This is a genomic window from Priestia sp. JSM ZJ58 (assembly GCF_044383985.1).
GTDB classification, from domain to species: Bacteria; Bacillota; Bacilli; order Bacillales; family Bacillaceae_H; genus Priestia; species Priestia zanthoxyli.
The window spans coordinates 3802920-3827733 of the sequence record NZ_JBISEM010000001.1; the positions used below are offsets into that span (position 1 = coordinate 3802920).

A 24814-nucleotide genomic window follows, 5' to 3' on the forward strand; every position below is an offset into this window, starting at 1 on the left:
ACAAAAATAAAATTACTTCTTTTTCATTTCATGATATAGTCAAAAAGCAAAGTGTATGGAAGGAGATATTACAATGCTGCAAGTAAGATTAATGGGAACACAAGAAGAAATTAATGAAGCAATCAAACAATTTGAACAGAACTACCATATAGAACATCAGTCAAAAGAATATACGCGAAGCGCTAATCCAAAATATGAGCACAAAAAAGATACTCGGGTGTATCTTTCTATGCATCCTAAAAAATAATTTCTTCTTTATTTCAGAGAAGAATAGTAGCTTTTACAAACTAAAGGATTTATATTATAATTTCAGTATTTACTATAACATCCGATTTGTATTTAAAAATCAGAAAGAGGCTTAAAAATGGCATATAACGACATATCTCTTAGAGAGAAAAGTATTGTGTTTATCGGCTTTATGGGGGTAGGAAAAACAACTATTGGAGAAATGGTTGCCAAAAAATTGTATAGAGATTTTGTTGATATAGATCAAGAAATCGAAAAAGAATTTAATATGCCTACTTCTCAGATTTTTAAAGAGCACGGTGAAACTTTCTTCAGACAAAAAGAAAAAGAAGTAATAAGTCGACTTTCACAGCAGCGCTTAAAAATCATTTCTTTAGGGGGAGGCGCTTTTTTACAAGAAGAAATTCAAGAGATTTGTTTATCTAACTGCATCGTATTCTTTTTAGATTTGTCTTGGGATTCTTGGAAAGAACGCATCAGTTTGATTATTGATAGCCGTCCTGTTTTACAAGGAAGAAGCTTAGAAGATATTGAAAAGCTATTTTACGACCGTCAAGCTATCTATTCAAACCACCATTCAAAAGTTGAAACTGATAATTTAGATATCGAAGAAGTAGCTAACTACATCGTTGATTCATTAAAAACAGCTTGGGATATTTATCAACCTTAATGAAATAAAGGTTTGTTCCCTCAACAAGCCTTTACAAAAAAGACGTAGCTTAATGCTACGTCTTTTTTCATCCCTAATGGGAACTCATATAAAAATTGATAAAAAAGGCAATGGTGATTACATACATCATCCAATGAATTTCGCGATGGCGTCCTGTAAACAGTTTAATCGCTGTGTATGAAATGAAGCCGAATGCTAACCCTTCTGCAATGCTGTAGGTTAACGGCATCATGACAATTGTTAAGAAAGCGGGAACAACTTCAGTGAAATCGTCGAAGTTAACGTTTCGAATGTCACTTAGCATAAGCGAACCAATAATAATGAGTGCTGGAGCAGTAGCAACGCTTGGGATAAATTGAATAAGCGGTGCAAAAAACAAGGTAAATATAAATAAGATGGCAACCGTTAATGCCTTTAAGCCGGTACGCCCTCCTTCTGCAATACCTGTTGCATTTTCAATATACGTATTTAACGCAGTGCTTCCAAAAATAGCACTCGCCATTGTACCAATTGAATCTGCTGCAAGCGCGCGATTTAAACCTGGAATTTTACCGTTTTTATCTACTAAGTTTGCTTTTTTAGATAGTCCAATCAATGTCGCTAGCGTATCAAATAATTCTACGATGGTGAAAGAAAATACAACTGAAAAAATGCCGTAGGCAACTGCACCCTTTAAATCCATTTGAAAGAATGTTTCTCCAACGCTTGGCGGCGTAGCTGAAAAGACGTCTTTCAGAGAATGAGGAACTGCTTGTACTCCTACAATCATTGCTAATATTGTCGTAGCAAAAATACTTATAATAAGAGCACCTTTTACATTTTTAGCCATCAGTACAGCTGCTAATATCAGCCCAAAAATAGCAAGTAACGGGCCTTTGTCCATGACATTTCCAAGCCCTACAAAAGTAGACTCGTTTGCCACAACTAATCCAGCGTTTTTCAAACCGATAAACGCAACAAAAAGACCAATTCCAACTGCTATTGAAGACTTTAATACGTTCGGAATGGCATCAATAATCTTTCCGCGTATTCCTGTTACCGTTAAAACAAAAAATAAGACCCCGGATATAAAAACTGCTCCAAGTGCCGTTTGCCATGACAATCCTTGTCCTAATACTACTGAATACGTAAAAAACGCATTTAAACCCATCCCTGGACCGGTTACAATCGGGAAGTTTGCCCATAGAGCCATCAGTAACGTACTAAATACAATGGCATAAATGGTAGCTGCAAGAGCCGCTTCTCGAGGGATACCCGCGTCAGACATGATAATGGGATTGACGATTACCATATAACTGACCGTCATAAAAGTTGTAAGTCCTGCTAGTATTTCTTGTTTTGGTGTTGTGTTGCGCTCTGATAGTTTAAACAAGCGCTCTAATATTCCGTTACGCTCCAACACGCGCGCCTCCCTACTTCTAAAAAAAAATAAAAAATCCTACCTATTCAAATGTCCTAAAAAGGACACGATTTAGGAGGATTTTACGTTTCAAAGTAAAATCTTTTGTCCTATTATAGTCTTAATTTGTAGATATGCAAAGGTGGAAAACGCTATCATTATAAAAATTTTTATCTTCCGTTAGTTTGGAATTTTTAAAATTTATTTCTCTTATCTTTTTAGTCTGTTGCAAGAGTACTCTTTTTACTCATTTATACAAAAAAGAGATTGAGACATAACTAAATAAATCCATTCTAAAGACAAATAAATGGAATAACCGCAGAAGTCTACGCCTTGTCCTCCAATCAACAGCTAGAAGCAACTAAACAGATGAAACCTACGTTCACCTTGACAACAAAAAACTCAAATTATTAATCAATAACTCCGATTAATAATTCGAGTTTTACTTTTGTTAAAATACTTTTATCCCAGCCTCTTCTTCGTTTTACATCTTACGAAATTAAAAGTGGAATTCTTTTTAAAAGACGATCTATCGAATGATTTGCCTCTTTCAGCACAATTCCCTGGTCAATTGTTTTTAGCACGCGATTCTCCATCACAATTTCACCGTCAACCATTGTTAGTTCTACATCTCCTCGCGTTGCTGAATACACAACTCTGGAAATAGGGTCTACGCCGTAAGATGGAAAAGTATGAAGCTGATTTAAATTTAAAATGGCAAGATCTGCTTTTTTCCCAACCTCTAAACTTCCAATTTCTTTTTCAAGCCCAACTGCTTTCGCTCCTCCGATTGTAGCCATTTCGAGCACGTGTTTTGCATTCATGGCTGTTGGTCCGTAAGAGGGTTTATGAATCGTAGCGGCCAGCCTCATTTCGTTGAACATATCCAAATTATTATTACAAGGAGCACCATCAGCGCCAAGGCTTAAAAATACACCTTGCTCTAATAAACTGGGCACATCTGCGATTCCCGATGCAAGTTTTAAGTTTGAGCCTGGGCAATGACTGACTTTTACTCCTTGATTCTTAATAATTTGCTTTTCTTGATCGTTTAGCCACACACAGTGCGCTAAAATAAGGCGCTCATTGGCTAATCCTAAATGGTCTAAGTACATGATATTTCTCATACCCGTTTCAGCTTCTACAATGCGAATTTCTTCTTGATTCTCAGAAGCATGAGTATGGACATGAACATTATAGGCAGCTGATAAATGGCTCACTTCACGCAGCAAATCTTCCGTACACGACAGCACAAATCTTGGGGAGAATGCGTATCGAATACGACCGTTATTTGAATTATGCCATTTTTCAAGCAGCTCTACGCTTTCTTTAATCGAGTCAGCCGTTGTCTCCTGCAGAGCTTTTGGCAGATCGTCGCCTTTTTTATCCATCATTACTTTTCCAGCAAGAGCTCGGATTCCACTCTTAGATATAGCTTGAAAAGCAGAGTCCGTATGATGAACAGTTTCCATATCGACAATTGTTGTAGTCCCGCTTTGAATGAGTTCACCGATCCCTAACAGTGCTGAATAATAGATAGATTCTTCATCATGCGAAGCTTCAAGCGGCCATATTTTCTTCTTTAGCCAGTCTAGCAGCTCTAAATCATCTGCTTGCCCTCTAAAAAGCGTTTGACATAAATGAATATGAGTATGTATAAAGCCCGGCACAATCGTTTTATTTGCTGCGTCAATGACTTTATCTACCTTTTCCGGATGCAGATTTTTCCCGATGGCTGCAATACGATTGCCAACAATATAAAGGTCACCGTAAATAATATCATTCTTCTCATTCATCGTAATAATCTCTGCATTTTTAATTAATGTGTGCGTCATACCTTCTTTCCCCTCTTTCGTAACATCTATCTATTTCTAGCTCAAACCGAACACTAACATCTTCAAGCAATCTTTCTTACACTGGTCTTAAATATATATGGTGCATGCTCTGAGTTGAATAAGTGCAGGTAACCTCATGGGCGATAGAGACTTTGGGTAAAAAAAATTCCTAGCTGATTATACAGCTAGGAGGTTGGATTTATGATAAAATCCCAAGTCCCTTTTTCAAGAGGTTATACGAAATCGCAGGAGAATAATGTGATCTTGTATTTATAATATGGTGTTTTCAGTCTATATACCAGCTTTTTGTCAGAAGTTCTAACATTGTTTTTTATTCTTTTTTACTATGTGACTTTTCTTAACACCCTTAATTTTCATGTTATGCAATTTATTCTCGTTTCTTCTATGTAATATTTACTAAAAATAAAGAATCTATCTTCTGTTTCTATACAAAACAGAAAAGTTATTTTATGATTTGTATGATTAAAAAACTACAAATCTATATTTTAGGGGTGATTAACTTGGAAAAAATAAATGTTGGCTGTCGTTTTACGCTTTCCGTTATGAGCGATAACTTCATCGATATTATTTTAAGCGCACTAAACGAAGTGGATATGTCTAAAGTTCAGCGAAAAACGGACCGTGTTAGTACGTTTATTGAAGGAACTGCCAAAGACGTATTTGAAGTTGTACAGGCCATTTATAAAAGTGCTGGAAAATCAGAAAAGCATATTGTGCTGAATGCCACGTTTTCAACAGGGCGTCACGAAGAATATTTCGAAGAAAGAAAAATAAACTCAAAAGAAAACATGCCTTTAAACCAACAGCTTTGTGCTTCGTTCCCTGTATCCACTCAATTTTCTTTGTATCCATTAGATACGCCGCATTATGTAGACATCATCAAAAGCGGAATTGGCGCAGTTAAACAACAGGGAGTATTTGCCGAAACCGTGCCTTTTGCAACAGCTTTAGAAGGAGATGTGGACAAAGTATTCGCTTCTCTATACGAATGCTTTATGAAATCTGTACAGCAAGCTCGTGTAGTGATGACAGTTAATATGTCAGCACACAGCCCTTCTTCAAAACGATAAATTACTTCTTATCTATTTATAAAGATAGAGTACTAGAAAGGATTTATATGAATATGGCTACAAAAAGAACGTTTTTTGCTTTTTCCCTGATAGGTGCATTATTATGTCTATTAGTCGTACCAAACTCTGTTATGGCTAGTGAAAAACCTGCTCATTTAACGGTTGCTTCTTACACGCAGTTCTTGAAAAGGCAAGGTGATAAAAGTTCACTGTATGAATTTTCAAAACTGTCGCGTCAACAAAAACAAAAAGTTGTACAATCACTAAGGGATCCATCTCTGTTCAAAATGGATATTGAAGAGAGCAGCGGCACGGTCGAAGCTGCAAGTACAGCAGCATACGGAGCAAAAACGGCTTCACCTTTATTCAAAACAGCAGCTTATACGGCTTCTTATAAAGCGGCTGGATTTACAACAACAAAACTAACGGTGTATGTAGATTATTACACAAAAAGCTCCTCAGTAACTTCAGTCAAAAGTGTACGAGGTGTGGTCACAAAAAACGTAAACCCCCTTGTGTCTATTTCAAAAAAGAGCTCAAAATCTTGGGTACAAAACAATCGAGCCTACGGACGAATTGACTGGCAGTGGAAAGTTGCAGCTAAAAATGCTGGAATCAAAAGACAAACCGCTTATGGTACGGCTTCCGGCGCTTCTGGCGGATCTACAGCTACAGTCAATTGATAATGAGGAATAAACGATGAAAAAAATGATGTGGTGGATTATTGGTATTACGGCCGGGGTGCTTTTACTAGGAATTCTGGTAGGTTATTTATCATTTTACAGCATATAAAAACAGCAGGTAATTTCACCTGCTGTTTTTTATCTAAATGTCATATTCTTGTCATAAAATTAAAACCTCCACTTACAGTGTCTAAGTGCCTGTAAGAAGAGGTTGGGATCACAATTGTTAGTAAGCCTGGTCTCTTCTCATCTTTCAAGCACTGCTTGTGGGAGTTGGCACGGTTCTATAAAGTCCGTTGCCGAGGTTTCACAGGGCCTATCCCTCCGCCTCTCTTGATAAGAAGTTTGTCGAATTTTGTTGATAATTGTTGATAAGATAAATATTATGTTACATGCTGCACAAACAGATGTCAACTACTTTTCAGAAAATTGTTTTCCCTCTAAAACTATGATATCGCTACCATTACTATGACAACTAGGTTACAAATATATAAATTTTTTATATTTTTTTATTACGCTTTTACAGCTGACTTTTTCTCAAAAGAAGTAATAGCCTCATCTAGCATACGAATGCCGTCATCTATCTGTTCTTTTGTCACAGTAAGCGGAGGTACCATGCGAATAACTTCACTTGCATTTCCGCAAAAATAAAATAACACGCCTTTTTCTAAAGCTAAGTCCAAAATCTCGAATAAAGCGTCTCCATCTCCTTCTCCCGTATGCGGATTAACAATTTCAATTCCAATCATAAGTCCTAAACCACGGATATCTCCAATAACTGAATGTTTTTCCTTTAAAAGATGCAGCTTTTCTAATGCATAAGCGCCCATTTTTTTCGTGTTATCCAGCAGCTGTTCTTCTTTCATCACTTCAAGAGTTGCAAGAGCTGCTGAACATCCGATAGGATTCCCTCCAAATGTTGTACTATGTGTGCCAAGAGGCCACTGCTTCATTAATTCTTGAGAAGCTACCGTTGCGCTAAGCGGAATTCCAGAAGCAATTCCTTTTGCTATAGCCATGATATCTGGTACAACATCAAACGTTTGGCCAGCAAACCATTCACCGGTACGGCCAAACCCTGTTTGCACTTCATCGAAAATAAGTAATATTCCGTGACGATCACAAATCTCTCTTAACTTCTTCATCCAACTTTTCGGAGGGATAATATAGCCGCCTTCGCCTAATACTGGTTCCAAAATAACGGCCGCCACTTCTTCAGGCGTGACTTGGTGCTTAAACAGTATTTCAAAATCTTTTTCAAGCTTTTCAGTAAAGTATACATCGCTGTCTAGCTCCGCAGGGCACTCTTTTGGATTGGCATATGGAATTTGATATGTCAGTCCCGAAGGCTGCTGAAATTGTCTATATTTGCTTTTCGATGTTGTAACACTTAAAGCTCCCATCGAGCGGCCATGAAAACACCCTAAAAAAGAAATAACATACGGACGCTTTGTAACATGCCTCGCTAATTTCAAGGCTCCTTCAATTGCTTCGGTGCCACTATTTCCAAAGAAAAAGCAGTCTAAATTGCCCGGCGTTACTTTTCCTAACTCATCGGCTAACTTTAATATCGATTCGTACATAATGACACCTGAGGGACCGTGCAATAATTGATCTGCTCCGTCTTTGATTGCTTTTACTACTTTCGGATGTCTGTGTCCTACATTTGTCGTAGCGATTCCGGAAGTAAAATCGAGATATTCTTTACCATCCAATCCATAATAATAGCATCCTTCTTCTTTCACAACGGGCAAATTCGGATGATCTTTAGCCATTGTCGGTGCTAGCAATTCAGGCATTCTTTCAAATAAGTGACTCCAATCTTTAGACATACTACATCCTCCTTGAAATTATACAAATCAATTAATCTTATTCCGAAATATAGTTACTTATTAAACAATATTAGGAAATCCAGTTATACTAAACGCTTTAATAGAATAGTAATAAAACTTATTTTACTATGCATTTTTATTAAAATCAATTGTATAAATATTTATATATAAAATTAATATGCGGAGTCTCACCCCTTCCGCTTTTCCCATAGGAGTCTTCGCCTTTCCCTCCAATCAACAGCCAGAAGTACTTACATATATGAAACCTGCGTTCACCATCACCATAAAAAAATCCGAACGATTAATCGTTCGGATCCTCCCTCAACTAAAATACTACTGTCACAGCCTCTTTAAGTATATTTATTCAAGATGTTTGGCATCATTGATTGTTTCAAGACGCCATTTTCCACTTTCATAAGCAAAAGTTGTAATCGATGTATTTTGTAAAATAGTAGTCCCTGTTCCTTGTTCTCCGCTTGTTACATGATGAATGAATGTATTAATTGCCGCCCCGTGACTAACAACTGCTACTTTCTTTCCAATAGACTCCTTCATAATTTCCGTTAAACGCCGAACCATCCGTTCTTGAGCGGCTTCGAGTGTTTCAATATTATATAAAGGTTCTTCTCCCCAATTTGTCGCATAGTTTGGCAAAAGATCATGCAGAACTTCTACGTTCTTTGATTCTAATTCTCCAAAAGAGCGCTCGCGCAGCTGCTCACAAACCTCGACTTTCTCTACTTTAGCAGCTGCTGCAATTTTCCTAGCCGTCTCCTGCGCACGAAGCAAATCGCTTGTGTAGACTACATCAATATGGATATCTTTAAAACGTTCCGCTACGCGTTTGGCTTGTTGCTTTCCTGTTTCGTTGAGCGGAATATCAGCATGCCCTTGAATAAGTTTGTTTTTATTCCAATCTGTTTGGCCGTGTCTAATTAAGTAAAGCATCGTAATCCCCCTTTAATCTCGTTTTAAAAATTGATAAACAGCTTTATCAACCTCTGAGCTTTCATGTAAATCCGAATGTGCTTCATGAAACGTTTGGAGATGAATGTGTTCGGTAAACTCTTGCAGTCCGTATGCACTTTCTACTGTTACCACTCCATCTGTCTTATCTCCCACATCTCCTGCTCCTGAAAAAACGTCGATCTCTTTTGAGAAATCTTGACGACTTTCGTATAGCTTGTTTAACGCCATAGAGTGAAAAGCTAAATCACGAGCCCCCATAGATTCAATATGATTGCGTGCATGAGGATACATCTCCATTAATTCCTGATAATCTAATCCTTGAATCGGCGATCCTAACGTAACTAACTTTTGAATATATTGAGGGTTAGCCAAACTAACTGCTGCTGCTGTTACTCCTCCCATACTATGTCCAACTAAATCAACAGAAGATGCTTTATATGTATCACGTACATCTTGCATAATAGCTTCAATCCATTTTTGCTGCTGTGCAATACTGGCATCTGGCTTTTTAAAGACGATATGAATAAGCGGGAGTTTTCCCTCTTTTGCTTTCATAATGTGCTTCCACTGAATAGCTCCATCTTTTTGAACGACGCAGTAAGCTACTTTAGTTCCCCATCCGTTTTGTTCAAATCGTTTAATCATTTTCCCTAAGCTTTTTTGACTGCCTAAATAGCCATGAATAAATAAAACCGGCACATTTTTCGATTGGGCGCCTCGTTTTATTTGTGGGGCAAAAATATAAAAACAAAGCGAAATAAATAATATGATACTAATCAATAAAATTAACAGCCGCAAGTTCTCACCCTCCGATCGTCTCGTCTATTACACTCATTAATAAAAAAATTTGGAGTAAATTTTATTCTGATACGTCCTGTAAGCTGCAGAACTTGTCATCTTTTTCTTGTCAACGAGCTGCTCAAAGCGCAAACGCTTTTCCGTAAGCATCTCTGTTAGCCTTTGTTCTTCATTAGCATCCGTGCATATAGAAATCAATTCTTCTATTGTAGCCATATCTCGTTTTAGCTCTTGTTCATCACTTATCATATTTGCATTTTTTAACATCCTATACGCTTGGCGCAGTTCTTCAGGTATATGTGATAAATCTTCTAACTTTAATGGTTTTCCTTCCCCAGGCAGCTTATCAAAGTCACCGTCTTTTATTGCTTGTCTAATTCTTTCTTCAGCAATTATATACGCAATATCCAAGGAAAGACCTCCTTTAAGAAAATATAAAATTCAATCTTGCCTTCTATATAAAAGATGTATAAAAAACACAGCTTTTATAACCGTATTTTTTATTATACTATGATTATAAAAATTGAACTACCTTCACTTCTTGGAGAGACTATCCTCCCTTTGTGAAATCGTTTCTAGAGCTTCACTCCTTTCACTAACGAACTTTCTTGAGCAGTTTGTTAACGAGCTGAAATTCAATAAACGATTCTGCATGAGGTTTTGTTATCTTATCTTACTATATTTATACAAAAAAGCCTCCTTACGCATGTAAGGAGGTGGAAAAAGGTAATTCTAAGGTCATCATGTTATGCCTACTTTCTATAAAACCACATTTTGATAGCGTTTTCAATGTTTTTTTATTACTTTACTAATTTTCTTTTCGTTTAATGAGACTCCGTACATATAACGAAGCCTCACCAAATTTCTACTCTTCTTTATCTGATGGAATCATAATTTCTCCTTCATGCTCTTGTTTTTTCAAAAGAAGCTGGAGAATCGTTTTAGATAATTTACTAGGCTGATAGGGTTTAATCAGAAACTCACACACTCCAAGCTCTAATCCTTTGCTTCTTTCGTCTAAAGCAGATGAGATTAAGATAGGAATTTTTTCTGTCTCTGTATTTTCTTTGAGATGCCTTAAAACATCCCAGCCGTCTAACTTATTTTCTCCTAGCATGATATCTAGAACAACCACTTCAGGCTTTTGCTGATGAATAGAGTTTAATGCGTCTTCTCCGTTATTAAAATACCGAACGTGAAAGCCGCTTTCTTTTAATTCTACCTGTAAAAGTGTCGCTAAACTTTTATCATCTTCTACAATCACTACGCTTTTACGGTTATCATTCGCACTTATCATCATTTCTTCATCGTACTGAACTTCATGTAGAAGCGGGAGAACAACCGTGAATGTTGTTCCTTTTTTCCATTCTGATTGTACAGTAATGTCTCCACCATGAGCTTTTACAATTTCTTTTACAATTGCTAACCCTAGACCCGTTCCGCCAATTTTGCGCATATCGGAGTTATCTACTCTGTAGAATTTGGTAAACAAATGTCCTAGCGCTTCACTTGGTATACCAATTCCTTCATCTTGAATATCAATATAAACAGCGTGTTCCTTTTGATACACTTTAACTGTAACGTTCCCTCCATCGGGCGAATATTTTACTGCATTGCTAATTACGTTATTAAACAATTGCAGAAGCTTATCTTTATCTCCCATTACTGTAAAATGCTCTTGATCGGAAATCATATCAAATTCATGCTTACTTGTTTGTATGTTCTGGACCTCAATCACCTGCTTAATAAGCGGCAGAATGTCTTGATACTTTTTATCGTAGGTTTGTTTCCCCGCTTCCATTCTTTGGACATCCAAAAAATCGTTGATTAAAGAAGTTAACCGCTGTGCTTCCTGATAAATAGTAGTTAAATACTTCTTCTGTCTTTCTTCTTTTAATGTTTTGTTTAGCATAAGCTCAGTGAACCCTAATACACTTGCTAAAGGTGTGCGCAGCTCGTGACTCACAGTGCTTACAAATTCCGACTTCATCTGATCAACTTCAAATTCTTTCGTAATATCACGATGAACGAACAATACGCCAAACATCTGACGGTTTCGATATACGTATTCGCTATAAACTTTTATAACTTTTCGCTTACCTTCCGTGTGCAGATAATAAACAAAAGACTTTTCTACTTGCTCTCCCTTACAAATGGCTTTAACGTATTGTCTTAGCTCCTCTATATTTTCGACTTTTTGAGAGAGAGCATCTAGCCATTGATCGCGAGAAAGCTGAAGAAGCCCGCTTTGATGCTCATATTGAAACAATTCGCTAGTCTTCGTATTCACTTGTAGAATCGTACCGCTTGTATCTACAAGCTGCATTCCTTCTTGAATCGAATTTAAAATATCTTGAGATAGCAGTCTGTCATGCTCAGACTCTTCGTAAATATAAATTTTTTCAAGAGCAATCGTAATTTGTTTGGCCAATATTTCAAATGTCTGTAATTCATGTTCTGTGTATTCATCCGCGTAGCGGCTGTAAAACATATAGGCTAGCATATCTCCCTGTGAAGACAGCACCGGTACGATAACATCATACAAATAAAACGTTTGCCGATGATATAGGCGCTCATGTTCTATACACTCTCTTTTTACTACCATACATTTTTTCGTCTTTTGCACATGATCAATGTAATTATTATGAAGGTTTTCCATCATCTGTTTAACACTTGATGAAGATAGACCAAATGAAGCATGTGTCTTTTCATCGGTTAGCATAATAAAACCGTGATCAGCTTTCATCACCCGGCTCATGTTTGTGACAGCACTCGTGAGAACTTCTTGCTTGTGAAGAGAATTTGTTAGTCCATGCACAAATAAATTGCGCAATTCTAACTCGCCTTCTCGTTCCTTTGTCAATTCCAATGCGTGCTGAAGTTCATCTTGCTGACTGTGCAACTCATCTTGCTGTGCAATCAGCTCTTCATTTTGAGCCGTTAACTCCTGTTCGTTATTTTGCAAAGTCGATACCATTTTGTAAAAGGCCTGAGATAGCATACCGATTTCATCTCTTCTATGTTCATCAAATGTCATAGGCATTTCTTTTCCCGCAGCAATTTCGCTTGCCGTATATGCTAGCTGACTCAGCGGCTTTACAAACTTATTTAGCAATACCCGTGTAAGCAATAATAAAATGACCACTGTAAACGCTAAAAATAAAATAAAGAACGTTTGACTTTTCTGCATGTCACTCGACGTGTCATCGTACTGTGTATTTAAGTCTTTAGTTAATTCATTTTGGTAGTCATCAAGTTCTTTTTGCATTTGTTCTATTGATTTAGAAGCAGCCTTCCGCTCAGGACTAGAGCGGACTCCTTCAATGCCTTTTTTGTCGTAAATATCTTTAAAATAAGGAAGCGTTTGATTAAAATACGTGTTTAGCATCACCGTCGCTTCATTTACAAACGTACGTTCACGTCTATCTGCCGCTAGACCTGAAAGTCGATCAAGATTTTCTTCGATACTTTTTTGCTGACTTGCAGCCTCGTTATACATATCCTCTGAATCAAATGCAATAAACCCACGAGCCTGCAAAAAAGCTCTGTTCATTGATTTATCAATTGTAGATAGCAGCTGTGCCTTTTCCCGTACTTGTGCCCTGTACTGGGCATAATCAGCTGTAATTTCTTTTTGCCGTACAACAAGTACAGTTGAACCCGCCGCAAAAGCAAGTAAAAGGATACTTGCTAAGAAGATGAACTGGGTTGAGATACTTTTTCGTTTTAGTTTATTGTTCATCTAAAATTTCCTCAACACGTTCGGCTAGCAATAGGGGACTAAACGGTTTAGACATAAAATACGCAGCCCCTGCTTCTAACACCCGGCTTTGATCAGCAGCTTGATTCTTAGCTGAAAGCATCAATACTTTTGTATGGCGCTTATCTTTCATTTCTTTTAGCTGCTGAATGACTTCAAGCCCGGTGAACACCGGCATCATATAATCCAAAATAATTAAGTCAAAATCACGTTCTTTAATAAATTCCAACGCTTCTTCGCCGTTTTCTGCTTCCGTCACTTCATGTCCTTCATCTTCAAGCGTATCTACCACTAACATACGAAGCACTTCTTCATCTTCCGCTAATAAAATTTTTGCCATTGTTATTCCTCCGCTTGTAGTCGTCCATACGTTTTTTGCAATATGAAGTAGGACGGCTTTATTCGTTCGTGAAAAGTTGGATACTCCCAATTTTTCCACTTGTATAAGTAAAAATCTTTTAATAAAAGTTCTCCTTTTTTCTGAGTCGGAAACGTATCTTCCACGTCATTGCTCTTCTTATTAACAGCTACGACCCCCACTTGAATTCCTTTCATTTTCTCGCTGGATTCCAGTCCTTTTTTGGACCAAATATCTCCCATTATTTCTTTTTGACTCGGGTCTTTTACATTTAAAAGCGCCCAAGGAATGCGAAGTTCAGCAATTCCATTTGATTCATTCACTTTAAAATCTGCTAGCGAATCAAATGAAGAAGAATTAGGATCGCTGTTTCCTTCTTGGAGCTTCCCAGTTTCATAGGCGTCAAAAGGAATGGTTCTCTTGTTTTTCCCCTCTCCAATCGCTAACTCTTTGTTAAGGGCGAGCCTGATTGGATTAAACATGCCGTTATCTTTTGTATCGGTTCCTTTTACAGATGGAATCATTTGAAGCTGATGGGCATACGAAAAATAATACGTATCGTAATAGCTGTCTATCCACAAGTGACTGTCTTCTTTCCCGTTTAATTCTGCTACAAAATCAATTCCTTTTGTTTTTAAAGAAGGAATTTGAGGAATCTTTGACTGTCCCTGATTGTTAATTGTGTTAAACAAGAAATAAAGCTTTTGATCTTCCAGCTCTTTTGCACTCACGTGTAGATATAGATAACCTTCATCACTTGTAATGTTCAATGCTTTTAACTTCTTAGACGGCTTATATACCGACTTGCTGTTCAGCTTTTTCCAATCATCTGATTTGCCGTCTACTTTGACTTTCAGCTTTGTTCCTGGATCAAAACTCAACAGGCCAAAATGCTGTTCTCCCGTTTGCAAATTCGTCCAAAATGGCCTGCGGTTCGGATTGTCGTACTCCATCGTATTCCACGTTCGCTTAAACCATTCATCTTGCCATGTAAAGACCATACCGCCAGCCATTTTTTCTTCAACAATATCTTCGTACAAGCGTGACAGAATCTTTCCTTGTTCTTGTTCCGTATGAAAGCCTTGATCCCATCCGTATACGTTTCTATGGGTGAGTCCTCGCGAAGCCGGAATGCCAAATTCAGCAACAAGCACGGGCATATGATGAACTTCTTTCATATTTTGCAAATAACCTGCGTAGTTATTTTTCTCTCCTCGATGATCGCGATAAGCGAGATAACGAGGTTCATAGTTTAAGAAATCAGGATAGTAAGGATAAATATGATAAGAAGCAAATAATCCCGGCTCAAATTTTTTAGTTGTGTGAATTAAATTAGGATTAACAGACACTTTATCTTCGTCTTCAGAAGGCTCATATGGATGAGTCAATAAATCCGTCGTCACCCAGTTCGTAAAGCTCATAGGCCGCTGCCAATCATATTTATCCTGCTCATAGGAAATTGTTTTTTCCATAAGCTGCGCAAGCCAAATTTCAAAGGGATTGCCTTTTTCCGTATAGATGTACTTCCCTTTAAAATCTTTCATTCCTTTATGTTTTTCATTTGTCGAAAGGGCTACCGTGGGATCCCATTCAACTCCTATAATCCAGCCTAAAACATAAGGAGACACGTCTGCTGTATACGTTCCGCTTGCATGTCCCGTCCGTTTTGGCAGTGTTGCATTTCCATGAATAACGTTTACAATCCTTTTCATTTCAGCTTCAAATTCTTTTGTATTTTCCTTTGCAAAAGCATCTTGTGAATCATAGAAAACTTCTTCATTCACCCATACTCCATGAAAAAGATAAATGGGTTCTTTGGCTTTTTGGTTATACTCAGCAAGCGCTTCATAAAAGCCGGGAGGGTGAATAGTGTATACGCGGATTGAGTTTGCATTCATCTTGCCAATTTCTTTAAACCAGCGTAAATATTCTTCTTTCGAAATAGCGGTCTCACCAGGGAAATGGCCTGGCTTACTAATGCCCATATTTACTCCTTTAATCAGCAAATCTTTCCACTTGCCGTTTTGATAAACTTGCAAATAATCTTTTCCTACTTTCCCTGCTACTTTACGGTCAGCATCTTCATAGATTTCCATATTTTCATTAAAAGTAACAGAAGCAGGCTGCGATGCATTTTGCTGTTGATCTATAATCTTATTCATAAGAGGCAGATAAACAGTCCAGTAAAAAGAAGACTCATCTTCTTTTCCGATTTTCTCTGTCCATTTCTTCCACACCGGGTAAAAAGAGGTTTGATAAATGGAAGGTACTTCTCCTTGATCTGCAAAATCTCCTGCAAAGTAATAAGTATCATATCGCTCTTTATTATGATGAACGACTGCTGGTATGGACAAAGGAATACCATTTTCCTTTAGCTTGTTTTTTCCTTCAGAATCCAAGTGAAAGACAAACTGAGCCTGCACATCACTTTTTTGCTGGGGTGTAATTACGTCAAACCAATATTGATAAGCAGATTCATCCTGTAAATTCAATGTTTTTTTTCCTTGTTTTGTATATTGAAACCATACTGGATTTTCTTTTAATTCTTTTTCCGTTATAATAACGAGCTTATTGGATTCATTAACAAACAGTAAGCCTTTGCCCGTAAGGTTCCACTCTTTGTTGTACTGCTTTTTGTAAGCACTTTTCACCCAAGCAGGAACTTCTTCACTGCCGAATTCATCAAAATAGCGACCAATCCAGCCGGACCACGTAACATTGTACAATTCATACAGTTCTTTGCGAACGTCTAGAGAAGTAGGACTTCCAAATGTATTAAACTCTCCAATCAGCGTTTTTGTACGTCCATTCAGTGCTTTCTTAACGTAGCTCACATCTTCAGAAGTCATGCCGCCATACACCAGCTGAGAACGATCTCCTCTTTTAGCTTTTACGCCTAAATCTTCTTTGTATACGCCATACGTGTCCGTGATATAAATCATATCTGCAGAGTTTGTTTTTGGCAGAGATTTAATGCTGTATGTTTTATCTCCATTCGGATAAAACCCTGCATAATCTTTTGAGATTTCATAAGGCTTCCCGTCTTTGCGTACTTTCGCTTGATTCAGCATCCACATTAAGCCCTGATGCTCTCGAAATGTTTGATCTGGCACTGTTTTATCAATGACAAGCATATTCAAATCAGTTGGTTTCTTTAGCTGCCAAATAAGAAATGGCGAAGCCGTTACTGCCATAACCAAAATAATGCCGCCGATTAATAACCATTTTTTCATTGTGAAACTCCTTTTCGCTGCATGTCTCCCCAGCCCTTTTTATTGCGAATAACGTCCAACAATCCATGACAGCGCCATATAACAGTTAGAGGGCGATACCAAAAGGATTCAGTCAGGGAAAAGACAAACAGCTTAGCGATATCAGATACTTTTGGATATTTGCGAAGGCTCCACTCTTCTAGCAAAACAGCCGCCATCGAATAAAGAGAACCATATACAACCATTAAGAGAAAAAGCAAATACGCAAATTCCACATAAATCCCGCCTACAACTAGAGAAATAACAATAAACAAATAGCCTAACATTTCCATGACCGGCCCGATTAGTTCAATAAACACAAAATAAGGCATAGAAATCATTCCGATACTTCCGTATTTCGGATTAAACAGCATCTCTTTATGCTTCCAAAGACTATCAAATAAACCGCGGTGCCAGCGGTTTCGCTGTCTTCGCAAATATTTGATTTCATCAGGTGCCTCTGTCCAGCATACAGGATCTGGAATATAAACAATTTGATTGTTGGCTTTTTTCTGTTTAATCAGTCGGTGGAGGCGAACAACAAGCTCCATGTCTTCGCCGACTGTATGAGAATAACCCCCAGCTTCAATCACCCAGCGTTTAGAAAATACGCCAAATGCTCCTGACACAATAAGTAATAAATTATGGCGACTGAGACCAATGCGCCCCATAAGAAAGGCACGTAAATATTCAATAATCTGCATCACAACAAGCGGCTGCGTATCAAGTCCAATCGATACGACCGCACCGTTTTCGATTTTACATCCGTTTGCAATTCGAATACTTCCTCCTGAAGCAATTACTTCTCCGTCTGAATCAATAATTGGCTTCATAACTTTTAAAAAAGCGTCTCTTTCCAACACTGAATCACCATCGATCGAACAAAAATAAGGATAGTTGGATAAATTAATTCCTGCATTTAATGCATCTGACTTTCCTCCATTTTGTTTATCGACTACATATAAATAATCGTATAATTTAGAACGATATACAGCTTTTACTTCTTTCGTCTCCACTTGCTTTCTCACAACTCGATTCATTTTCACAAGAGAAAACTCTTCGATGAGCTTTTCTAACGTATCATCTGAAGATCCGTCATTTACTACAATTACTTCATATTCCGGATATTCAATTCCAAGCAGCGAACGCACGCTTCCAATAATCCCGACAGATTCGTTATAAGCGGGAACTAATATAGATAACGGCGTTGTATAGCTAACCGCAAGCAAATCTTCATAAGGTTCTTCATCATTTAATTGATATTGCTTTCGCAGTTGAAAAGCAGAAATGATAAACATCATAAAATAAAAACAAAGCACAAAAATCATATAAGCAAATACAGCCCATCCGCAAACGGACAAAAAAAGATGCCAAACACTATTCCACAACCGTAATTCCTCCCTTTTCAAGCCATTCTGCTGCCATATCTTTCGAAAACTTGTCATCAGTCGTTTCATATACATGAACTAAGTATTCTGTACCCGTTGGGATTTTCATCATTGACTGAGCAGCATTCGAGCGCACAAGAAAATGAGAATCTTTCAGCGACTGCTCGAGAAGTGACAATCCCTTCTCATCTCTCGTTTTGCCTACTAGTTTGGTAGCCATCATTCTCTCTTGCCACATATCTGATTGAAGATGTTTCGTGAGCTCCTCTACTTTTAATGGAAAAGATAAAGCGTTAAGTGATTTCAACGAACGAATTCGCAGTTCTTCTGATGAACTTTTCATGTGCATTTTTAAGAAATCGATATACTCTAACTTATGATTGATACCGACCATATCGATAAGTGGTAGCTGAATTTCTTCTTGCAGGTCTTCAAATTTATTAATAAATTGCTGAAACTGCTCACTGTTCATAGTTCCAAACAAAGAGCGGTACATAAATTCAGACAGCGGTTTAGAGGCATTCGTCATGTATATAACAAACTCAGGACGGTTTAGCTTAACTAAAATCTTTAAAATTTGATTTTTTTCAGCCGCTGTACTATTTTTTTTCTCATACATTTCTACTAATTGGTCTGTTAGCGTAGTAAGACCAAAATCTTCAATAGCATAAAGGGCATTCATTCTGACACTCCACCTAGAATGATGCAGCTCTTTTTTATATTTGGGTGTAAAAACCTTCTCCGCATAGAGCGTGATGTTATTTCGAATGTCATCACCTTGCACAGCTGCAGAAAAACCGCTCAATAGTTCCTCTACACCCGCCAGCTCTATTTTATTTTTAGGCTCTATCCGATGTTCTTCATCTTTTCTGTATAAATAAATAAAAAGAGATTCTTTTATACTATCTTTATAGGATTCTACTTTTGCCCGGAAAGCGTTTAAACGCGCTTTTTGAATAAGTAAATAACTTAGAAAACAAACCAACAGCAATAGCAATCCGCCAAATAAGATATATACCACTTGAATTGACATCCCCATTTATTTCACCTTCTTCATTAAATGACGTACGCGCGCTTCAAGCTCCATTAACTTAAATGGCTTTGTCATGTAATCGTCTGCCCCAAGTTCTAATGCTCTTTGAATATCTTGTTCGCTGTTTCGTGATGTAAGCATAATAACCGTGTACTGATCGTGACGTTTCTGCTGCCTTAATTTTTGCAGCACTTCTAAGCCATCCATCTTAGGCATCATTCCATCTAAAATAACAAAGTAGTGATCGCTAGAGTGAATCCATTGGGACTCAAAAAACTCGATGCCGTCTTTAAACACTTCTATTTTCACTTCATAACGATCTCCTACATCAATCTTACTTAAAAGCTCTTTCAGCATCGTTCGAATGATAGAATCATCATCAATAATAGCCATACGAAGCGTTCGCTTTTTAACCAGCTTGCTTTGAGAAGAAGCTACAATTTTTTGACGTCCTGATTCCTTCGCTATATATAATGCTTCATCAGCTTGATGAAGCGCTTTTTCTAACGGCCATTCATTGTTATGAACTTCTACAACTCCGCCGGAAAAGCTGCAATAAAACGAATTGCTTTGATGTGTGAACACTTTTTTCACAAAGGAATCCAACAGTCTATTTAATACTGTTTCTGCCTCTTTTATATTGGTTTTTGGCAGTAAAAGAATAAATTCTTCGCCTCCATATCTAAAAATGTGATCTGTTGGACGAATTTCATGCTTCATATACTCTACAAATGCTTGCAGTACGCGGTCTCCCATAAGATGTCCATACTGATCATTTATTCTTTTAAAGAAATCTAAATCTAAAATCGCTAAACAAAAAGGATCTTTTAAGCGGTCGTAGCTCGACAGCTGCTGACTATAGATTTCTTTTAAATACGTTCGGTTATAGGCTCCTGTTAATTCATCAAACATTAAATAGGAGTTAAACATTTGCTTTCGTTCAATATGGTGACCAATTCGAAGTAGACTTTCTTCCAGATCGAAAGGTTTAACAAGGAAGTCATCAGCCCCTAATTTAAAAGCCTTCAAACGCGTCTCTCTTTGATTATCAACGCTCATCATGACAATCGGGACGAACAGTTGCTTTGTTTTATCACGTAAAAATGAAAGAATGTCAAAGCCTGTACAGTCTTTCATATGTACATCAACAACAAAACAATCCGGCTTTAATTCGTAAAAAGCCGTAATAGCTTTTTCTTTAGATGCAGTTGCTAATACGTACCATCCCTGCTTTTCAAACTGTTCTTTTAAATACATCAGCATTGAAAGATCGTCGTCCACAAGTAAAATGCTAGCTGTTTGTTCACTGATTTCTATCGGTTTATTTATATCTTCTGCGGATTGAATTTCATCTTGATAACAAATTTTAATAATATCTAATAAAAAAGTATTCAACTCCGCGTAATCCCAGATTTTTTTCTGTTTTTTTTCAACAGCTTCCATTAACGCGCGGGAACGATCTCCTAAATAATGCAGTCCAATAGTCGCAGACGTTCCAGAAATTGAATGCAAAAAGCGGTACACCTCTTCATGAGGTATTTCTTTATTTTGATCAGTCCACTCTTGCAGCTGCTTACGCACATTAGCTAATAATGCAATTTGATATTTATCCATCTTATACACCCTTTGTTCGATATAGTTAACACTTACCCCATATTACTCCATCCATTTTTCTATAATATTTTGTAAGTAAATGAAATATTTTCTTACTTTTATTTTAAGTATGTTTTTTTCAAATGAAAAGCAATTCCTTTTTAACCATACTTTTCCTCCAATGATTTTACTTTAAAATGATTCTTTTTTCACTCATTATTTTTCTTTCCAGATAAGTAAAATGTCCTGTTATCTTCTTTACAAATAGACCTGCAACCTTATTGACAAAATTAATGAGTCTTTGTTACCCTTATACACGTTGTGAAAAATTTAAAAGTGAATGTTAAGGAAAGCAGCCGTTTTGATGAACGATCAATCAAATCAGGTTCTTTCCTTTTTATATTTTTACTAAGGCAGATACTTTGCTAAATAAAGTTTCGCTTTATACACCGTGTTCTCTTTGTCATAGGCGCGTTTAGACCGAAAACAGACGGAAAGGAGTATAAAATGTTTACTCAGCTTACAGAAAAAAACCAGAATGCAGAAGAACTAAAAGAAACACTTGATGATTTAGAGTTTCAGCTATTTCGCATGCAGGATAATTTAAAAGAAATTGCTAAAAAGTACGAAGTTATCGGTGTCGATCAGCCTGAAGATAATCAGTTAGTTATTGTATCGGCACAAAATGACGGAAACGCATGTAAAATTATGCTAAATGAATGCACAAAAGCCTATAGAGGGGCTTGGGATTTTGCCATCGATGGCGTATATGAAGATAATCACACGATTTTTATTGGTGATATTAAAGGTCCCGCTAATAAGGGATATGGCTCTGTATGTATGAATTATTTAAAAGAAGTAGCGGTTGATCAAAATGTTCATGTCATTAAAGGAGATATCGCTGAGCGCGACTGGGATCATCTCGAAAGATTAATTCATTTTTATGAAAAACATAACTTTGAAGTAAATATTGATTATACGAATAAGTGCGGAGAAATTGAATGGACTCCAGCTTATCAATAAAAAACGAACAGACAGCGTCTGTTCGTTTTTTTTATTTGATATATGCTAAGCTTTTTTTAATACTGCTAAGAGGATTTTCTATGCACTGATCTTGTTCAACGATCCACCATTTTACGCCTGCTTTATTGCCTTCTTTCATGACAGCCTTTACATTTACCCCTCCGGTACCAAGAGGAGCAAAGAATTGCTCGCCGTCTGTTGTCATATCTTTTAAATGGATAAAAGGCGTACGATTTCGATAGTGCTTCATCCACTCAACTGGATCTTCGCCTGCTTTAGTGAGCCAATAAATGTCCAGCTCTACATTTACCCCAGTTTCTTCTAGAATCGTTTGGAGAGCTGACTTTCCGGTTGACAATTTTTTCAGCTCAAAATCATGATGATGATAGCTAAACGACATGCCTTCTTTTTTACAATACGTATCAATATCATTTAAAGAATCAATAAGTTCGTAATACCCTTTTTCCGTTTGACGTTCAGGCATTAAATAAGGACAAACAATATGTGAATTTCCGACTTGCTGCTCAAAGTGAATCACTTGCTCTAAATTAGATTCTAATTGTTCAAGTGGAATATGACTAGAAGCTGGCTTCAGCTGCAAATCCATTAACCACGCTCTTACTTCTTGCGCTGTATATCCTTCATACCCTGCAAATTCTACCCCTTGGTATCCTAAAGCAGCTACTTTTTGAAGCGTCCCTTTAAAATCTTTTTTCGTTTCTTCACGCAGCGTATAAAGCTGTACTCCTACAGGTATTTCTCCCATCTTCTCTCCCCCTGTTCATTAAGAAAGTGATTGAACTATGGCTAAATCAACCCAATCTAAAGACGAACAAATTGAACTAGTATGAATTACTTGTTACACAGCTGTTGATTTCCGTGCAAGACTTTGCTTTCCGCGGGCGGCCGGTGAGCCTCCTCGTCGCTTACGCTCCTGCGGGGTCTCACCTGTTCCGCTTTTCCCGCAGGAGTCTTCGTCTTGCCCTCCAATCAACACCTAGAAGCAATTAACTACAATTAAATCTACGTTCATCCTAGAAAGGAAAAAATCCGAACGAATTTGATTCTCAATCAACAATCAGATTCTTTCGGATCCTCCTTTAACTAACATACTTTTTTCTCAACATCTGCTGCTTTTTATTTTACTGCACTTCCAAGCATTCCTGAAATAAAATGACGCTGAAGTGCTAGGAAGAAGACAATGATTGGAATGGTGGCAATCGTTACCCCCATCATTACTTGACCGTAATCAATAATCGATAATCCAATTAAGCTTGAAAGAGCAACTGGCAATGTAGCCATTTCGTTTGATGTAGTCGCAACTAAAGGCCACATAAAGTTATTCCACTGTGTCATAAATAAGAAAATAGCTGCTGCAGCCATCGCAGGCTTCATAGAAGGAAGCACAATGGTTAAAAAGATTCTCATCTCTCCAGCACCGTCCAAACGTGCTGCTTCAATCAGTTCCGTTGGAAAAGCTAAAAAGTTCTGACGTAATAAAAAGATAGCGAACGGAAAGCACAGCTGCGGAACAATAAGAGCAAAATACGTATCAAGCAAATTAAAATTCGACATCAGCTGAAAAAGCGGAATGAGCGTTGCTTGATACGGAATCATCATGGACAATAAAAGCGTTGTAAAAATTGCGTTTCGTCCTTTAAATTCAAATTTAGATAGCGCATATGCAGCTGTAGAACAAACCATTAAAGCTACAATCACATACACTACTGAAACAAATACTGAGTTAAAAAAGACCCGCCCTAAATCAATTGAAGCATTTAAATTTTGTAGATTTGTCATAAATTGATCGCCAGGCTTCAGCGTTGGAGGGTTTGTAAACATTTTTCCCGATTCATTCGTAGCGCCGATAATCATCCAGTAAAACGGAAAAATAGAGATAATCGTGAACAGCCCAAGCATGCTGTATAATCCTATTTTGCGCATGATGTTACTTTTCTTTTTAACCTTAGGCACGGTAGCTACTGCGGTTGCTTCTACTCTCTCTAATACACTCATGATTTATCACCCGTAAATTTAAATTGGAAGAACGTTAAAATACCGACTAATAATACAACAACGTACGCAATGGCTGAAGCATATCCAAAATCAAAATATTTAAAGCCATTTTGATAAATATATAAGCCTAGCGTCATCGTGGAATCAGCAGGGCCGCCTTTTGTTAAGTTAAAAGGTTCGTCAAACAATTGAAGCGTGCCAATTGTTGATAAAATAGTAGCAAACAAGATAACGGGTTTTAATTGTGGAACCGTTACGTGGAAAAACTTTTGAATACGATTTGCCCCGTCTAAATCAGCTGCTTCGTAAACTTCATGAGATAAACTTTGAAGAGCTGCTAGAAAAATAACCATATTATAACCTGTCCATCTCCAAGTCATCGCAACGATGATTGAGACTTTAGCCCAGAAAGGATCTCCCAGCCACTGAATGGCATTGATACCGAAAAACCCTAAAATAGTATTCATAATTCCTTCATCTTGAAGAATGATTGAAAACAAAATAGAATAGGCAACTAGCGACGTTACTGCGGGCAAGAAAAATGAAACTCGGAAAAAACCTTTTAGTCTTAAAAGCTGACTGTTTAACGCGTTAGCTAGTACAAGCGCTAATAAAATCATGACGGGTACTTGAACGATTAAAATAATCCCCGTATTTCCAAGCGCTTTCCAGAAAATATCATCTCCGAGCAAACGTGTATAGTTTGATAAACCGGTAAATACATACTTTCCGCCTTCCATACTCTGAAAGCTTAGAATAAACGATGAAAAAATAGGATAGATGGTAAACAGCGCGAACAGCAAAAGTGCTGGAGCAATAAATAAGTAAGGCAATGATTTATTTGTCTTCATGATGACCTCCTAGTACCG

21 protein-coding genes and 1 riboswitch are annotated in these 24814 nt (G+C 37.4%); of the genes, 5 read left to right on the forward strand and 16 right to left on the reverse strand.

Features of this window, described 5'->3' with window-relative positions:
- The first annotated feature begins 73 nt into the window (after nt 1-73).
- On the forward strand, nt 74-247 hold the full coding sequence (locus ACH6EI_RS19690; RefSeq protein WP_080754382.1) for a YvzF family protein: 174 nt from the start codon (nt 74-76) through the stop codon (nt 245-247).
- Between the two features lie 117 nt (nt 248-364).
- Entirely contained in the window at nt 365-916 is a 552-nt protein-coding gene (locus ACH6EI_RS19695) for a shikimate kinase (protein ID WP_033578182.1), read from the forward strand.
- A gap of 73 nt (nt 917-989) precedes the next feature.
- On the opposite strand, the gene ACH6EI_RS19700 is transcribed toward ACH6EI_RS19695, so the two are convergent.
- Together ACH6EI_RS19700 and ACH6EI_RS19705 are read right to left on the reverse strand one after the other, a co-directional pair.
- Nucleotides 990-2315, reverse strand: a complete 1326-nt coding sequence (locus tag ACH6EI_RS19700; protein ID WP_016763224.1) for an NCS2 family permease — start codon at nt 2313-2315, stop codon at nt 990-992.
- 491 nt (nt 2316-2806) lie between these two features.
- On the reverse strand, nt 2807-4150 hold the full coding sequence (locus ACH6EI_RS19705; protein ID WP_034269732.1) for a 5'-deoxyadenosine deaminase: 1344 nt from the start codon (nt 4148-4150) through the stop codon (nt 2807-2809).
- A gap of 512 nt (nt 4151-4662) precedes the next feature.
- Here ACH6EI_RS19705 and ACH6EI_RS19710 point away from each other — a divergent pair.
- Both ACH6EI_RS19710 and ACH6EI_RS19715 read left to right on the forward strand, forming a co-directional pair.
- Complete coding sequence (locus ACH6EI_RS19710; protein WP_235907397.1) at nt 4663-5241, forward strand: YkoF family thiamine/hydroxymethylpyrimidine-binding protein; 579 nt, start codon at nt 4663-4665, stop codon at nt 5239-5241.
- Between the two features lie 53 nt (nt 5242-5294).
- Nucleotides 5295-5924 (forward strand): hypothetical protein, encoded by a 630-nt coding sequence (locus tag ACH6EI_RS19715; RefSeq protein WP_108674415.1) that lies wholly within the window; start codon nt 5295-5297, stop codon nt 5922-5924.
- Between the two features lie 243 nt (nt 5925-6167).
- Nucleotides 6168-6267: riboswitch (SAM riboswitch) on the reverse strand.
- A gap of 169 nt (nt 6268-6436) precedes the next feature.
- Here the strand turns inward: ACH6EI_RS19715 and ACH6EI_RS19720 are convergent.
- The 10 genes from ACH6EI_RS19720 to ACH6EI_RS19765 form a co-directional block, all read right to left on the reverse strand.
- Nucleotides 6437-7756, reverse strand: coding sequence for an aspartate aminotransferase family protein (locus ACH6EI_RS19720; protein WP_028412199.1), 1320 nt, complete (start codon nt 7754-7756; stop codon nt 6437-6439).
- A gap of 360 nt (nt 7757-8116) precedes the next feature.
- A complete protein-coding gene (locus ACH6EI_RS19725) occupies nt 8117-8704 on the reverse strand; it encodes a histidine phosphatase family protein (protein WP_028412198.1) in 588 nt (195 codons plus the stop codon).
- A gap of 12 nt (nt 8705-8716) precedes the next feature.
- Nucleotides 8717-9523 (reverse strand): alpha/beta fold hydrolase, encoded by an 807-nt coding sequence (locus tag ACH6EI_RS19730; protein ID WP_028412197.1) that lies wholly within the window; start codon nt 9521-9523, stop codon nt 8717-8719.
- A gap of 36 nt (nt 9524-9559) precedes the next feature.
- Nucleotides 9560-9934 carry a DnaJ family domain-containing protein gene (locus tag ACH6EI_RS19735; protein WP_014461362.1) on the reverse strand — a complete coding sequence of 125 codons (375 nt, stop codon included), beginning with the start codon at nt 9932-9934 and terminating at the stop codon, nt 9560-9562.
- Nucleotides 9935-10388: 454 nt separating this feature from the next.
- A complete protein-coding gene (locus tag ACH6EI_RS19740; protein ID WP_108674414.1) occupies nt 10389-13265 on the reverse strand; it encodes an ATP-binding protein in 2877 nt (958 codons plus the stop codon).
- The gene (locus ACH6EI_RS19745) at nt 13255-13623 is read right to left on the reverse strand and encodes a response regulator transcription factor (protein WP_028412195.1); all 369 of its coding nucleotides are present in this window, start codon (nt 13621-13623) and stop codon (nt 13255-13257) included. Before ACH6EI_RS19745 ends, ACH6EI_RS19740 begins: the two co-directional genes overlap by 11 nt.
- Nucleotides 13624-13625: 2 nt before the next feature.
- The gene (locus ACH6EI_RS19750) at nt 13626-16874 is read right to left on the reverse strand and encodes a hypothetical protein (RefSeq protein ID WP_108674413.1); all 3249 of its coding nucleotides are present in this window, start codon (nt 16872-16874) and stop codon (nt 13626-13628) included.
- A complete protein-coding gene (locus tag ACH6EI_RS19755; RefSeq protein ID WP_033578173.1) occupies nt 16871-18280 on the reverse strand; it encodes a glycosyltransferase family 2 protein in 1410 nt (469 codons plus the stop codon). The genes ACH6EI_RS19750 and ACH6EI_RS19755 overlap by 4 nt, the downstream gene beginning before the upstream one ends.
- Entirely contained in the window at nt 18270-19319 is a 1050-nt protein-coding gene (locus tag ACH6EI_RS19760) for a HEAT repeat domain-containing protein (RefSeq protein WP_098999780.1), read from the reverse strand. Before ACH6EI_RS19760 ends, ACH6EI_RS19755 begins: the two co-directional genes overlap by 11 nt.
- Entirely contained in the window at nt 19320-20927 is a 1608-nt protein-coding gene (locus ACH6EI_RS19765) for a GGDEF domain-containing response regulator (protein WP_028412191.1), read from the reverse strand.
- Nucleotides 20928-21413: 486 nt separating this feature from the next.
- Between ACH6EI_RS19765 and ACH6EI_RS19770 the strand changes: the two genes are divergently transcribed.
- Nucleotides 21414-21929 carry a GNAT family protein gene (locus tag ACH6EI_RS19770; protein WP_013055642.1) on the forward strand — a complete coding sequence of 172 codons (516 nt, stop codon included), beginning with the start codon at nt 21414-21416 and terminating at the stop codon, nt 21927-21929.
- Between the two features lie 31 nt (nt 21930-21960).
- Here the strand turns inward: ACH6EI_RS19770 and ACH6EI_RS19775 are convergent, their stop codons facing one another.
- From ACH6EI_RS19775 to ACH6EI_RS19790, 4 genes are all read right to left on the reverse strand, one after another.
- On the reverse strand, nt 21961-22695 hold the full coding sequence (locus ACH6EI_RS19775) for a sugar phosphate isomerase/epimerase family protein (protein ID WP_108674412.1): 735 nt from the start codon (nt 22693-22695) through the stop codon (nt 21961-21963).
- A gap of 93 nt (nt 22696-22788) precedes the next feature.
- On the reverse strand, nt 22789-22923 hold the full coding sequence (locus tag ACH6EI_RS19780) for a hypothetical protein (RefSeq protein ID WP_261763707.1): 135 nt from the start codon (nt 22921-22923) through the stop codon (nt 22789-22791).
- A 143-nt stretch (nt 22924-23066) separates the two neighbouring features.
- A complete protein-coding gene (locus ACH6EI_RS19785; protein ID WP_013055640.1) occupies nt 23067-23873 on the reverse strand; it encodes a carbohydrate ABC transporter permease in 807 nt (268 codons plus the stop codon).
- A 68-nt stretch (nt 23874-23941) separates the two neighbouring features.
- Complete coding sequence (locus ACH6EI_RS19790; RefSeq protein ID WP_034269685.1) at nt 23942-24796, reverse strand: carbohydrate ABC transporter permease; 855 nt, start codon at nt 24794-24796, stop codon at nt 23942-23944.
- Nucleotides 24797-24814 lie beyond the last annotated feature (18 nt).

Excerpts from the sequence above, each read along its gene's own strand:
- ACH6EI_RS19690 (WP_080754382.1), top strand. The coding sequence starts at position 74 with ATGCTGCAAGTAAGATTAATGGGAACACAAGAAGAAATTAATGAAGCA.
- ACH6EI_RS19695 (WP_033578182.1), top strand. The coding sequence starts at position 365 with ATGGCATATAACGACATATCTCTTAGAGAGAAAAGTATTGTGTTTATC.
- ACH6EI_RS19705 (WP_034269732.1), bottom strand. The coding sequence starts at position 4,150 with ATGACGCACACATTAATTAAAAATGCAGAGATTATTACGATGAATGAG.
- ACH6EI_RS19715 (WP_108674415.1), top strand. The coding sequence starts at position 5,295 with ATGGCTACAAAAAGAACGTTTTTTGCTTTTTCCCTGATAGGTGCATTA.
- ACH6EI_RS19720 (WP_028412199.1), bottom strand. The coding sequence starts at position 7,756 with ATGTCTAAAGATTGGAGTCACTTATTTGAAAGAATGCCTGAATTGCTA.
- ACH6EI_RS19725 (WP_028412198.1), bottom strand. The coding sequence starts at position 8,704 with ATGCTTTACTTAATTAGACACGGCCAAACAGATTGGAATAAAAACAAA.
- ACH6EI_RS19740 (WP_108674414.1), bottom strand. The coding sequence starts at position 13,265 with ATGAACAATAAACTAAAACGAAAAAGTATCTCAACCCAGTTCATCTTC.
- ACH6EI_RS19745 (WP_028412195.1), bottom strand. The coding sequence starts at position 13,623 with ATGGCAAAAATTTTATTAGCGGAAGATGAAGAAGTGCTTCGTATGTTA.
- ACH6EI_RS19750 (WP_108674413.1), bottom strand. The coding sequence starts at position 16,874 with ATGAAAAAATGGTTATTAATCGGCGGCATTATTTTGGTTATGGCAGTA.
- ACH6EI_RS19760 (WP_098999780.1), bottom strand. The coding sequence starts at position 19,319 with ATGGGGATGTCAATTCAAGTGGTATATATCTTATTTGGCGGATTGCTA.
- ACH6EI_RS19765 (WP_028412191.1), bottom strand. The coding sequence starts at position 20,927 with ATGGATAAATATCAAATTGCATTATTAGCTAATGTGCGTAAGCAGCTG.
- ACH6EI_RS19770 (WP_013055642.1), top strand. The coding sequence starts at position 21,414 with ATGTTTACTCAGCTTACAGAAAAAAACCAGAATGCAGAAGAACTAAAA.
- ACH6EI_RS19775 (WP_108674412.1), bottom strand. The coding sequence starts at position 22,695 with ATGGGAGAAATACCTGTAGGAGTACAGCTTTATACGCTGCGTGAAGAA.
- ACH6EI_RS19785 (WP_013055640.1), bottom strand. The coding sequence starts at position 23,873 with ATGCGCAAAATAGGATTATACAGCATGCTTGGGCTGTTCACGATTATC.
- ACH6EI_RS19790 (WP_034269685.1), bottom strand. The coding sequence starts at position 24,796 with ATGAAGACAAATAAATCATTGCCTTACTTATTTATTGCTCCAGCACTT.